Below are 12,739 nucleotides of genomic sequence, written 5' to 3' on the forward strand. Positions count from 1 at the left end.
AACAATCTTATTCATTGTTAATGGTGTCTAAGCGTTTTAATTTCAATTATATTTAGGGTCAACTAAAGAAAAAATAAGAAGAATGCCAATGGGGAATGAAACCACCAAAGTGTTAGTCGTTGACGATGATATGCGTTTGCGCAGCCTGCTGGAGCGATATCTGGTCGAGCAGGGGTTTATCGTTCGTAGTGCTGCCAATTCTGAGCAAATGGACAGATTGCTGGAGCGTGAAAACTTTCATCTGATGGTATTGGATTTGATGTTACCTGGTGAAGATGGTTTGTCTATCTGTCGTCGTCTCAGGCAAAAAGAAAACGAAATACCCATTGTGATGTTAACGGCCAAAGGGGATGAAGTTGACCGGATCATCGGATTAGAGCTGGGCGCGGATGATTACCTGCCTAAACCATTTAATCCGCGTGAGTTGCTTGCCCGTATCAAAGCCGTGCTGCGCCGTCGTGCCAAAGAAGTCCCTGGGGCTCCGGCAGTGGAAGAAAATGAAGTCGAATTTGGCGCCTTTAAGCTCAACCTGGCAACCCGGGAAATGCAAAAAGATGATCAAACCATTGCGCTGACCAGCGGTGAATTTGCGGTATTGAAGGCGTTGGTGAGTCACCCCAGAGAGCCATTGAGCCGTGACAAACTAATGAATCTGGCCCGCGGCAGGGATTACAGCGCACTGGAGCGCAGTATTGATGTGCAGGTCTCTCGGTTGCGCAGAATGATAGAAGAGGATGCCTCTAATCCACGCTATATCCAGACCGTTTGGGGTCTGGGTTATGTTTTTGTGCCAGATGGCGAAAAGTAAATGAGTATCCTGCCACGCAGCGCGTTTGGACAAACGGTGTTTTTTGTCGGTGCGCTGCTACTGATCAACCAGATCGTCTCCTACATCACAGTCACGCTGTACGTGTTCAAGCCTACTTTTGAGCAGGTCAACCTGATGCTTGCCAAGCAGGTTAAAACCGTTTTTATTGACTGGGAAGAAGGGGTTGAGATTGACTCCGCTTTATCGAAAAAGTTTTTTGAGATCACGGGCATTGAAGTGATGAGCCAGCGTGAGGCCTATCGCAATGGCCTCGGAGAGGCAAAAGAATACACTTTGTTGTCGCGTAGTATGTCTGAGCAGCTCAATGGCTCCGCGCGGGTAAGGATCAGTCAGGGCGATCCTGTGGTCTACTGGGTAGAAGCGCCCCAGGCACCGGGTTATTGGGTTCGGGTACCACTCACCGGGTTCTCTGAGACTAAAATGGAGTTTTTGGTGTTTTATCTCTCCAGTATCGGCTTTTTAAGCGTACTGGGCGGTTGGCTGTTTGCGAGACACCTGAATCGGCCTCTCAAGGCTTTGCAGATTGCAGCCAGCCGGGTTGGGGTGGGGGACTTTTCTACTCGTCTGGTTGAGCATGGCTCTACGGAGGTCATCGAAGTGACCAGAGCTTTTAATAAAATGTCCAAGGGGATCGCTGAGCTGGAGAACGATCGGCGTCTATTGATGGCTGGGGTATCTCACGATTTAAGGACACCTTTGACCCGGATCCGACTGGCAACAGAAATGATGTCGGACGAAGAAGCCTACCTGAAAGACGGCATTATTGATGATATTGAAGATATGAATGCCATTATCGATCAGTTTATTGAGTACCTCAGGCACCATAACAGTGGAGAAATGGTGCTGGACGATGTCAATGCTGTCGTTGAGGAAGTAGTGCATGCTGAGCAACAGCATCAGCGCGAAATTGTATTGACGACAGCGGCAAATGTTCCCGCGGTGATGATGAACCATGTGGCGCTAAAACGGGTGGTTACGAACATGATAGAGAATGCTATCCGTTATTCAGACGACCAGATTGAGGTTGTGACAGAGTTTAGTGCTCGCCACAAGGCGGTGTTTATTAAAGTTAAAGACAGAGGGCCAGGGATCCCTGAAGAGGAGCTGGAAACGTTATTTGAACCCTTTAAACAGGGTGATCTGGCGCGTGGCAGTGAGGGCAGTGGGCTGGGCCTTGCGATCATCAAACGTATCGTTTCTACCCATGGCGGTAAAGTACGTTTACGTAACCGCGAGAAAGGGGGGTTGAGCGCGGAGGTGATGTTGCCAGTTGCGAAAAAATTTACTCCCCTGACAGCCGCACCTGAGCCGTCAAAGCCCAGTGAATAAGCGCGACTTATCGTACGAGGCTGGTTGCCTGAGCTCAGCAGACAGAGCTCAGCTGTTGTCTATTATTGGCTTGTGCTTTGAGGGGATCGACCCTGAAGCATATTTTGCTTATTACTTTGAGCAAAGCGGGCCCACGCACCGCCGGCTGAGACTTTATTATTCGGATTCAGCAGAGCTCATTGGTTATTGTTTGCTGACCTTTGACGATAGCCATAAGGCATTGAGTGTTATCGGGGCGTCGGCCGGTTTTTTACCGCAGTTCCGGGGTAAGAATAATACCTTTACATTCTCTATTTTCGAAGTGACCAAGGCTTATCTGCGCCGGCCCTGGCGCACTTTGTTATACGCAGATACTATGCTCAGTCCGGCCATGTTCCGGGCGATGGCGAAGAACATTGCCACTGTATATCCAACAGCGACAGGATCTCCGGTTGAGTCCCGGCTTTATGGAGAGTTAAACCCGACTGGATTAGTATCTGAGGTGAATGGTTTGCCGTGTCTTAAAGTGGTGGGGCGAAAAACGCGTTATTCGGCGCTGGAAGTAGCCCAGTTTAAAGCCAGCAAGAAACCCGAAATTGCCCATTACTGCGCGCTGAATCCCAATTTCGATAAGGGGGTGGCGTTGCTCACGGTGATCCCGGTCACACTGGGTCAGTTGCTTTCAACAGCCTGGAAACAGCTCAAGCACTCCCGCTAAATTTATACCAATTTCACTTAGTACCTGCTCTATTTGAAGGTGCAAATATGACGCTAACGGTGTTAAAACCTTCTCATTTAGAACCTTTACCTATGGTATAAATTCGCAAATTTTCGCCTCGTCTATATGGACCTAGATGCCTCTGCGATAGCAGAACGCGGGAGCGGTGTTATCGACCCTGTTTTCTCGCCTCAAAATAGAACACTTAGTTAAGCAAATTGGTATTACTCTAAGCGGCAGCGTGCCAGAGAAGGGTGACTATTGGGCATAAAAAAACGCCCAACGAGGGGCGCTTTTGATAAAGGAATCTGATCCTAAATTAGCTTAGCCGCGAGGACCTGCTGATTTGATGGCTTCAGAGACATCGTATTTTGCGAAGTTCGCTTCGAAGTCCGCAGCCAGCTTAGATGCATACTCAGCATATTTTGCTTTGTCTTCCCAAGTGTTGATTGGGTTAAGCAGTTTGCTGTCTACGCCTGGTACAGCAACTGGTACGTCCAGGTTTAGGGCGTCAATGTGTTGTGTTTCTACGCCTTCCAGGGTGTCGTTAACGATTGCGTCAATCACAGCACGTGTGGTTGGGATATCGAAACGTTTACCAATACCGTAAGGGCCGCCAGTCCAGCCAGTGTTAACCAGATAAACTTTTGAGTTGAACTCACGTACACGCTTCATAAGAAGTTCTGCGTAAACGCCAGCCGGACGCGGGAAGAAAGGTGCGCCGAAACAAGTAGAGAAAGTTGACTCGATGTCTGAAGTAGAGCCAATTTCTGTAGAGCCCACTTTTGCAGTGTAACCGCTCAGGAAGTGATAAGCCGCAGCCTCTTCTGACAGAATAGACACAGGTGGTAGTACACCGCTCACGTCACAAGTCAGGAAAACCACTGCGCGAGGTTCGCCAGCACGGTTTTCTACTTTACGCTTTTCAACGTGCTCAAGCGGGTAAGCTGCACGGGTGTTTTGCGTCAGGCTAGTGTCATTGAAATCAGGTACGCGTGCTTCGTCCAGTACCACATTTTCAAGGATGGTGCCGAACTTGATTGCGTTCCAGATGACCGGCTCGTTCTTTTGCGACAGGTCGATACATTTAGCGTAACAACCGCCTTCGATGTTGAATACACTGCCAGGTGCCCAGCCGTGCTCATCGTCACCGATCAGGAAGCGTTTAGGATCTGCCGACAGGGTTGTTTTACCTGTGCCAGACAAACCAAAGAATAAGGTAGTGTCGCCTGCTTCGCCTACGTTTGCACTACAGTGCATTGGCAGTACGCCCTTCGCTGGTAACAGGAAGTTTTGTACTGAGAACATAGACTTTTTCATTTCACCGGCATAATGCATACCTGCGATAAGCACTTTGCGCTCTGCAAAGTTGATAATCACTGTACCGTCACTGTTCGTGCCATCACGCTCTGGATCGCAAACGAAAGAAGGTACATTCATTACCTGCCATTGGGGTAAATCAGCTGCATTGTATTTTTCAGGCTCGATAAACATGTTTTTGGCAAAAATGTGGTGCCAAGCTGTTTCTGTTGTTACAACAACGGGTAAATAGTGCTCAGGATCTGAACCCACTTCAAGGTGAGAGACAAAGTGGTCGTTGCTGTTCACGTGTGCTTCTACACGGGCCCACAGCGCGTTGAATTTGTCAGCATCGAATGGGCGGTTAACGTTACCCCATTGGATGTCGTTTTCTGTGCTTGGCTCTTTAACGATAAAACGGTCGTTAGGTGAACGCCCTGTGCGGCGGCCTGTTTTTGCTACAAAAGCTCCATTTGCGGCCAAAGTCCCTTCACCACGGCGGATGGCGTGTTCGACAAGTTCAGCTGCAGTTAAATCGACAAAACGAGTAGCGCTTGAAGTCATGTTTATACCTAAATGTGAGAATTGAACGGGATAGCTCTGGAGAAGTTTCACCAAAAGCTGAAATTATAGTAACAGATGAAATTCAGATATTCGAGCCCTGAAACCGGGTAAAACGCCATAAATTTGTCAAAAAAATCGAATAATTTCAATGATACCGGTGTCATAAAATATGACCTTTAAATGACACCGGTATCAATTTTAAGCGACAAAAAAGCCGCCAAAATGGCGGCTTGTCTTCAATGTGATTAAAATATCCCAGCTAATTAAAAATAGCCTTGATATCTTGTTCTTCAAATCGGTAATTTTTTAGGCAGTAGTGACAGCTGATATTGATCTCACCTTGCTTCTGAATATCCTCCAGCAGCGCCTCTTGGCCGATGTTGGCTAATGCACTGATGGTTTTGTCACGGCTGCAACCGCAAACAAAATTAATCTCCTGGGGTTCGAACAGCTGTGGGTTATCTTCATGATATAAGCGTGTCAGGACTGTTTGTGCGTCCAGCGTAAGCAATTCCTCATCTTTAATAGTATTGCTCAGTGCTTCTAGATGCGCAAAATCCTCTTCCGACTTAGTTTTGTCAACAGGCAGTACCTGTAAAAACAATCCGGCCGCTTTGGCACGCTCACCGTTTACATCGGTGGCAAACCACAAGCGGGTCTTGAGTTGTTCAGACTGGATAAAATAATCTTCCAGACAAGCCGCCAGAGTCTCACCGCCTAGCGGAACGACCCCTTGATAGCGCTCACCCTTATTGGGTGTAATGGTGATCACCATATAGCCTTTACCCATCAAATCCTGAATACTGCTACCTGTGATCTCACCTTGTAGACGGGCAATACCGCGCATATTCTGCTTGTGATCGCCATTGATAGCTGCGTACTTAACTGGGCCATCCCCCTGCAACTGTACAGTGATGTCGCCTTCAAATTTTAAAGTAGCAGTCAGCAGGCTGGACGCAAGCAGCAGTTCACCCAATAAAGTTTGTACTTCCTTCGGGTAGTCATGACCACTGATAATGTCATTAAAGGTCTGTTCAATTTGTACGAGTTCACCACGTACATCGAGTTGATCGAAAATATATCGATGAAGTAAATCTTGTTGCATCAATTCGGATCCTAGCTAGATTTCAGTTTGAGCAGTTCGCGACGCTGCTTTTTATCTGGTTTATGCTCAGGGCGCGGTGCAAAAAAGCTATTGTTTTTGCGCGCAATGGCATTTTGTGCCCGTTTTTCAAGGCTGGCAGCTGACTCTTCGTAGAGGGTCTGGGCAATGGGCGCACTCTGACGCTTTTCCATAATGTGCAGCACGGTGACTTCCTTTTCATCGAAACCCTGTGCCAGTTTGATCACAGCACCAACCTCAACCATTCGGCTGGGTTTACAGCGTTGGCCATTGTAGTGTACCTTGCCACCCTGGATCATCTCGCGGGCAATGGTACGGGTTTTATAAAAGCGTGCCGCCCAGAGCCACTTGTCCAGGCGTACTTTCACTTCGCTTAGGTTGTTTTCTTGATTGACTTTTGTCACAATTCGTTAACTAATGCCCAAAGCTAATTTAATCGGTGAAATTTAACACATTTGATGAGGCAAAAAAAGCATCTGAACACGCTCTGATGTGGTTACATCTCAGCCACAGGCACTGTTAATGCTGTGTTCAGTTAGGTATTCTAAGTTGTACCTATTTACTTTAAAGTTTCATATACGCGTGCTTGTTGAATCGAATTCGAGGCGGTACACTGAGGCGCTCAACAGAATAAGAATATGACATATGGAATTACAGCTACAACAGTTGCAAAAATTACTACATAACTTACCCCATGCGAAACTTAGCCGCCTGGTGGTGTATTTGGCTGTTGTGTATATCGCATTTCTTTTTGCTAAGTTATTTTGGCTGCTTTGGCCAGTACCGCAGACACAGCCTTTACCTACTCAGTCTCAAGTTTATGCGCAGAATTCGGCCGCGGTTAGCAGTCGCTCTATTCTCGGTCACAACATATTTGGCAAGGCCAATGAAAAACCTGTGGTTGAAGCGCCTAAGCCGGTGATATCTGATGCCCCCGAAACGCAGCTAAATGTGCGCCTAACTGGTATTGTAGCAGTTAGCCAGAATGATGCTGCCGGGCTGGCGATTATTGAGTCCCAGGGGCGCCAGGAAACCTACGTGGTCCAGGATGCCGTTAAGGGTACCCGCGCCAAACTGGCTCAAGTTCTGCCTGATAGGGTGATCCTGGATGTGAGTGGCCGGTTTGAAACTTTGATGTTGGATGGCATTGAGTTCAGCCGCCAGGTTGCTTCACCGGTACAGCCGCGTCGTACTAGCGCAAAGCCAAACAGAGTCAGTAATCAAACCCGTGAAGAGCTTAAGCAGCGCCGAGACGAATTGCTGGCTGAGCCGGGTAAATTGTTTGACTACATTCGTATTTCACCTGAAAGGCGCAATGGCCAACTGGTTGGTTATCGTTTGCGTCCAGGTAAAGACCCTGAACTGTTTAAGAAAATGGGGCTTAAAAATAACGATCTCGCCATTGCTATTAATGGCTTCCAACTCACGGATATGAAACAGGCTATGTCAGCAATGAACGAGCTGAGAAATAGCACTGATGCCAATATCACGATTGAACGTGACGGCCAGACTGTCGATGTGCAATTTAGCCTGTAAAGACAATAATTTTGGAGTTATAAAAATCATGGGTAGAAAGCTACACCTCACAAAAATCAAAAAAGGGTTAGCTAAGTATGCAGCTCTGTTATTTGCGGCTGGATTGTCCTTGTCTGTTTCTGCGGTTGAGTATGCGGCCAACTTTAAAGGCACTGATATTAACGAGTTCATTAATATCATCAGTAAAAATCTCAACAAAACCATCATTATTGACCCAAATGTACGGGGCAACATTAATGTTCGCAGCTATGAGCTGATGGATGAGGCCCTTTATTATCAGTTTTTCCTTAACGTTCTAGAAGTTTACGGCTATGCCGTCGTTGAAATGGAAACTGGGGTTCTGAAAGTTGTACGCAGCTCGGATGGTAAGAAGGCCAATGTTCCATTGGTCGGCGATGGTAACGACAATAACGGGGATGTGATGATCACCCGAGTTGTAGAAGTTAAAAACGTCAGTGTACAGGAACTGGGACCATTGATCCGTCAGTTCAGTGACCAAAAAGATGGTGGTCACGTGACTAACTTCAACTCAGCTAACGTGATGATGTTGACGGGTCATGCTGCGTCGGTGAATCGCTTGGTTAATATCATTAAGTCGGTTGACCAGGCAGGTGATCAGCGCGTTGACATTGTACGTCTGCAACATGCGACAGCTGACGATGTTGTTCAGGTAGTTGAGAAAATCTATAAAGATGGCGGTAAAAACCAGGTTCCAGAGTTTCTGATCCCTAAAATTGTCTCGGATAACCGAACTAATAGTGTGGTTGTTAGTGGTGAAGTACAAGCGCGTACGCGTGCCATTGAATTGATCAAGCGTCTGGATGAAGAACTGGAGAACCAGGGCAATACGCAGGTGTTTTACCTGGATTATGCCAAGGCAGAAGAGCTGGTTAAAGTGCTTCAAGGGGTGAGCAAAACGCTACAAGAAGAAGCGCAGGGAGGCAGTAAGACCCGCACCCGGAGCAGCCAGAACGAAACCAGTATTGAGGCCCACGAAGATTCAAACTCACTGGTTATTACTGCGCAGCCGGATACCATGCGCTCGTTGGCCAGCGTTATCGAAAAGCTTGATGTTCGTCGAGCTCAGGTATTGGTTGAAGCCATTGTAGTTGAAGTACAGGAAGGTGACGGTATTAACTTTGGTCTGCAATGGATCACTGAAAAAGGCGGTATGCTGCAGTTCAACAATGGTACAACGGTACCAGTTGGTGCATTGGCCGTGGCAGCTGAGCAGGCGCGCGACAAGACGGTCGTTCGTACTCAGGCTGGTACAGAAGATCCGACTAAGATCACTGAATACAACGAAACCGTTGAGGGTGATTTAGGTGCACTGGGTTCTTTGCTGGGCGGTATCAATGGTCTGGCAATGGGCGTAGTGAAAAACGACTGGGGTGCGATCATCCAGGCTGTATCAACCGATACCAACTCAAATATTCTGGCTACGCCATCGATCACTACCATGGACAACGAAGAAGCGTCTATGATTGTCGGTCAGGAAGTCCCTATCATCACAGGCTCAACGGCCAGTGAAAATAACTCTAACCCGTTCCAGACCGTAGACCGTCAGGAAGTGGGTGTTAAATTGAAGGTCACGCCACAAATTAATGATGGTACCGCGGTACAGCTAACCATTGAGCAGGAAGTTTCCAGTGTCAGCGGCGCAACCGCGGTTGATATCTCGGTGAATAAACGTGCTATTAACACAACCGTAATTGCTGATGACGGCGGCATGGTTATCCTGGGTGGTCTGATTGACGAAGATGTTCAGGAAAGTGTATCTAAAGTGCCTCTGTTGGGTGATATTCCATTCTTAGGGCACTTATTTAAGTCAACAAACACAACTAAGCGCAAGCGTAACCTGTTGGTGTTTATTCGTCCGACGATTGTCCGTGACAGCCGCAGTATGAACGAGCTGAGCCATGCTAAATACAAGTTTATCCGTGGTGAGCAGACTAAGCAGCGTGAAGACGGTATTGATCTGATGCCACTGCAGGATGCGCCAATTCTGCCTCAGTGGGATGATGCTATGGTATTACCACCGACGTATGAAGAGTTTCTGAGCGAGCAAAACGAGAAGAACAATGACTGAAGCAATACAGGAACTCATTGACGGTCATGATGAAACAGCGTTGGCGCTGGATGAATCAATGGATGCAGAGGCCGGGTCGCATGTGCGCTTGCCCTTTGCTTATGCAAGACGCCAGAGTTTGCTGTTAAGTCAGCAATCAGAAGGTCTGAAAGTTTATTATAAAGGCCAACCTTCGCTGGATGCGTTGCTTGAAGTACGTCGTATTGCTCAGGCTGGATTTACCCTTGAGCAGCTGGATGACGACAAGTTTGAGTTGCTGCTGGAAGCCTCGTATCAGCGAGACAGCTCTGAAACACAGCAGATGATGGAAGACATAGGTAACGAAGTTGACCTATTCTCGCTCGCCGAAGAAATGCCGCAGACTGAAGATCTGCTTGCTGCTGATGACGATGCGCCAATCATCAAACTAATTAACGCCATGCTCAGTGAAGCGATCAAAGAAGGGGCCTCGGATATTCACATCGAGACCTTTGAGCAGGAATTAGTGATCCGTTTCCGGGTCGATGGTGTGCTGAAAGAAGTGCTTAAGCCTAACCGCAAGCTGTCTTCATTGCTGGTATCCCGGATCAAGGTTATGGCTAAACTCGACATCGCTGAAAAGCGGGTCCCACAGGACGGCCGGATTAGTTTACGTATCGCTGGTCGTGCCGTTGATGTGCGGGTTTCGACTATGCCATCCAGTTTTGGTGAGCGTGTAGTACTGCGTCTGTTAGATAAAAACAATGCGCGTCTGAACCTGGAAGATCTGGGTATGACGGAGCGCAACCGTGAACTGTTTGCTGAGATCATTGCCAAACCACACGGTATTATTCTGGTTACCGGTCCGACCGGTTCTGGTAAGAGTACCACCTTGTATGCTGGTATGACGCAGATTAACTCCAAAGATCGCAACATACTGACCGTAGAAGACCCTATTGAATATGAGATCCCCGGAATTGGTCAGACTCAGGTGAACCCCAAAGTGGATATGACCTTTGCCCGTGGTCTGCGCGCGATACTGCGTCAGGATCCAGATGTGGTGATGGTTGGTGAGATCCGGGATCTGGAAACCGCCCAGATAGGCGTTCAGGCGTCACTGACAGGTCACTTGGTGATGTCAACACTACACACCAATACCGCTTCGGGTGCGATTACCCGTATGGAAGACATGGGCGTTGAACCTTTCCTACTATCTTCATCTTTATTGGGTGTCTTGTCACAGCGACTGGTACGAACTTTATGCCCTAACTGTAAAGAAGCACATCTTGCGGATGACCGTGAATGTGAGCTGTTGGGTGTTGAGAAAGGCTCTCAAACCACAATTTATCGTGCTGTGGGTTGTGAAGAGTGTAACTTCAACGGCTATAAAGGTCGAACCGGTATCCATGAACTGTTAATTGTGGACGAGCACATTCGTGAGTTGATCCATAACGGTAAAGGTGAGCAGTCGGTTGAGAAGTACATACGAACGTTCAGCCCCAGCATTCGTCAGGATGGCTGTGCCCGTGTGCTGAAAGGTCAGACGACGCTGGAAGAGGTGATGCGGGTCACCCGTGAGGAAGGCTAATGGCTGCGTTTGAGTATCGTGCTTTAGACGGCAAAGGAAAAGAGAAAAAAGGCATACTGGAGGCAGATACTGCCAAGCAGGTTCGCCAGATGCTGCGCGAAAAAGCCATGATGCCACTTGAGGTGGCGCCTGCAGCGGAAAAAGAAAAGTCTGCCAGCTCTGGTGGTTTTAGTCTAAGACCTAGCTATAAACCTTCGGTTTCCGATATTGCCCTGATCACCCGCCAGCTAGCGACGTTGATCCAATCCTCTTTGCCAGTAGAAGCTGCCGTAATGGCAGTGGCAGAACAGTGCGAGAAGCCACGTCTCAAACGCATGCTGATGGCCGTTCGTTCTAAAGTTGTTGAAGGTTACACGCTGGCTGATGGTATGTCAGAGTTTCCGCATGTATTTGATAATTTATATCGGGCTATGGTGGCGGCCGGTGAAAAGTCGGGCCATTTGGATCAAGTATTAAATCGCCTGGCAGATTACACCGAACAGCGTCAGCATATGCGCAGCCAGATCACTCAGGCAATGGTTTATCCAACCATTTTGGTGATATTTGCTATTGCTATCGTGTCAGTTCTGCTGGGCACTGTGGTACCAAAAATTCTAAAAACGTTTGAGAAATCTAAACAGGTTCTGCCGTGGACAACAGAATGGGTTATGGCAGCCAGTAATTTTGTGCAGGCCTACTGGATGGTGTCTCTTATCGCTATTTTTGGCAGCGTCTTTTTAATCAAGCAAGCGCTGAAACGGCCCAAGGTGCGTTTTTGGTACGATGCCAAGCTATTACAGCTGCCCGGCATTGGTAAAATCAGTCGCGGCATCAATACCGCGCGCTTTGCCCGTACTCTGAGTATTTTGTCTTCCAGTTCCGTACCTTTGCTGGAAGGGATGAAAATCTCCGGTCAGGTACTGGAAAACGAGAAGATAAAAGCGGCCGTGACAGAAGCGGCAACCCATGTGAGTGAAGGTGCAAGCCTGCGAGCTGCATTGGCACAAACAAAGTTATTTCCGCCCATGATGCTTCATATGATTGCAAGTGGTGAAAAGTCCGGGGAACTGGAGCAGATGCTAGAGCGTGCTGCTAACAACCAGGACAGGGAATTCGAAAGTATGGTCAGCGTTTCGTTAAAACTGCTCGAACCCGCCATGATTGCAAGCATGGCCGTGATCGTGCTGTTTATCGTAATGGCGATCCTACAGCCAATCATGGCGATGAACAAAGCAATTGGTCTGTAGTCAAATTAATTGCATATACAACATCAGCGTGTCGGTTTGATATCGCACGCAAACAGCATTGAGGTAATCAACGTGAAAAAACAATCTGGATTTTCATTATTAGAAGTAATGGTGGTTTTGGTCATCATTGGAATGATCATGTCTATCGTGGCGCCTAACATCATGGGTCAACAAGAAGAAGCTGCAAAAGAAAAAGCGATGCTGGACATTCGTCAGATTGAAGACGCAATGAAAATGTACAAGCTTAAGAATAAAAAGTACCCAACCACAGAGCAAGGTTTGGAAGCCCTGGTAACACAAACCTCCATTGACCCTGTACCAAAGCGTTTCCCTGAAGGCGGCTTTATTTCAAAGCTACCTGAAGATCCTTGGGGTAATCCGTATCAGCTGGTTAGCCCGGGCGAAATGGGTAAGATCGACATCTTTTCAATGGGGCCTGACGGTGAAGTTGGCACAGAAGATGACCTAGGTAACTGGGACAACGAAGAAGACCGTTAATTC

General features: G+C 47.7%; 11 protein-coding genes. 8 read left to right on the top strand and 3 right to left on the bottom strand.

Going from position 1 to position 12,739, the window contains the following annotated elements; translation table 11 throughout:
- The first annotated feature begins 88 nt into the window (after positions 1–88).
- The 3 genes from ompR to CWC22_RS01665 are packed head-to-tail and all read left to right on the top strand — an operon-like array spanning position 89 to position 2,855.
- Positions 89–808, top strand: coding sequence for a two-component system response regulator OmpR (ompR, locus tag CWC22_RS01655; RefSeq protein WP_010387140.1), 720 nt, complete (start codon positions 89–91; stop codon positions 806–808).
- Positions 809–2,158: a two-component system sensor histidine kinase EnvZ gene (gene envZ, locus CWC22_RS01660; RefSeq protein WP_125564561.1), complete on the top strand. Its 1,350-nt coding sequence runs from the start codon at positions 809–811 to the stop codon at positions 2,156–2,158.
- Entirely contained in the window at positions 2,151–2,855 is a 705-nt protein-coding gene (locus CWC22_RS01665) for a hypothetical protein (RefSeq protein WP_230090611.1), read from the top strand. Before envZ ends, CWC22_RS01665 begins: the two co-directional genes overlap by 8 nt.
- Positions 2,856–3,179: 324 nt before the next feature.
- On the opposite strand, the gene CWC22_RS01670 is transcribed toward CWC22_RS01665, so the two are convergent.
- From CWC22_RS01670 to hslR, 3 genes are all read right to left on the bottom strand, one after another.
- The gene (locus tag CWC22_RS01670; protein ID WP_125721725.1) at positions 3,180–4,718 is read right to left on the bottom strand and encodes a phosphoenolpyruvate carboxykinase; all 1,539 of its coding nucleotides are present in this window, start codon (positions 4,716–4,718) and stop codon (positions 3,180–3,182) included.
- Between the two features lie 259 nt (positions 4,719–4,977).
- Entirely contained in the window at positions 4,978–5,823 is an 846-nt protein-coding gene (gene hslO / locus CWC22_RS01675) for an Hsp33 family molecular chaperone HslO (RefSeq protein WP_125564557.1), read from the bottom strand.
- An 11-nt stretch (positions 5,824–5,834) separates the two neighbouring features.
- Complete coding sequence (gene hslR, locus CWC22_RS01680; protein ID WP_125564555.1) at positions 5,835–6,245, bottom strand: ribosome-associated heat shock protein Hsp15; 411 nt, start codon at positions 6,243–6,245, stop codon at positions 5,835–5,837.
- Positions 6,246–6,486: 241 nt separating this feature from the next.
- Here hslR and gspC point away from each other — a divergent pair, with 241 nt between their 5' ends.
- From gspC to gspG, 5 genes are all read left to right on the top strand, one after another.
- On the top strand, positions 6,487–7,377 hold the full coding sequence (gene gspC / locus CWC22_RS01685; protein ID WP_138539546.1) for a type II secretion system protein GspC: 891 nt from the start codon (positions 6,487–6,489) through the stop codon (positions 7,375–7,377).
- 28 nt (positions 7,378–7,405) lie between these two features.
- Positions 7,406–9,466, top strand: a complete 2,061-nt coding sequence (gene gspD / locus CWC22_RS01690; protein ID WP_138539545.1) for a type II secretion system secretin GspD — start codon at positions 7,406–7,408, stop codon at positions 9,464–9,466.
- A 58-nt stretch (positions 9,467–9,524) separates the two neighbouring features.
- Positions 9,525–11,012 carry a type II secretion system ATPase GspE gene (gene gspE, locus CWC22_RS01695; protein WP_171045146.1) on the top strand — a complete coding sequence of 496 codons (1,488 nt, stop codon included), beginning with the start codon at positions 9,525–9,527 and terminating at the stop codon, positions 11,010–11,012.
- Complete coding sequence (gene gspF / locus CWC22_RS01700) at positions 11,012–12,238, top strand: type II secretion system inner membrane protein GspF (RefSeq protein ID WP_125564547.1); 1,227 nt, start codon at positions 11,012–11,014, stop codon at positions 12,236–12,238. The genes gspE and gspF overlap by 1 nt, the downstream gene beginning before the upstream one ends.
- Positions 12,239–12,310: 72 nt before the next feature.
- Positions 12,311–12,736 carry a type II secretion system major pseudopilin GspG gene (gene gspG, locus CWC22_RS01705; protein ID WP_125564545.1) on the top strand — a complete coding sequence of 142 codons (426 nt, stop codon included), beginning with the start codon at positions 12,311–12,313 and terminating at the stop codon, positions 12,734–12,736.
- Positions 12,737–12,739: the final 3 nt, after the last annotated feature.

It is taken from the genome of Pseudoalteromonas rubra (assembly GCF_005886805.2).
GTDB classification, from domain to species: Bacteria; Pseudomonadota; Gammaproteobacteria; order Enterobacterales; family Alteromonadaceae; genus Pseudoalteromonas; species Pseudoalteromonas rubra_D.

Excerpts from the sequence above, each read along its gene's own strand:
- hslO (WP_125564557.1), bottom strand. The coding sequence starts at position 5,823 with ATGCAACAAGATTTACTTCATCGATATATTTTCGATCAACTCGATGTA.
- CWC22_RS01670 (WP_125721725.1), bottom strand. The coding sequence starts at position 4,718 with ATGACTTCAAGCGCTACTCGTTTTGTCGATTTAACTGCAGCTGAACTT.
- gspF (WP_125564547.1), top strand. The coding sequence starts at position 11,012 with ATGGCTGCGTTTGAGTATCGTGCTTTAGACGGCAAAGGAAAAGAGAAA.
- gspC (WP_138539546.1), top strand. The coding sequence starts at position 6,487 with ATGGAATTACAGCTACAACAGTTGCAAAAATTACTACATAACTTACCC.
- gspD (WP_138539545.1), top strand. The coding sequence starts at position 7,406 with ATGGGTAGAAAGCTACACCTCACAAAAATCAAAAAAGGGTTAGCTAAG.
- gspE (WP_171045146.1), top strand. The coding sequence starts at position 9,525 with ATGGATGCAGAGGCCGGGTCGCATGTGCGCTTGCCCTTTGCTTATGCA.
- envZ (WP_125564561.1), top strand. The coding sequence starts at position 809 with ATGAGTATCCTGCCACGCAGCGCGTTTGGACAAACGGTGTTTTTTGTC.
- ompR (WP_010387140.1), top strand. The coding sequence starts at position 89 with ATGGGGAATGAAACCACCAAAGTGTTAGTCGTTGACGATGATATGCGT.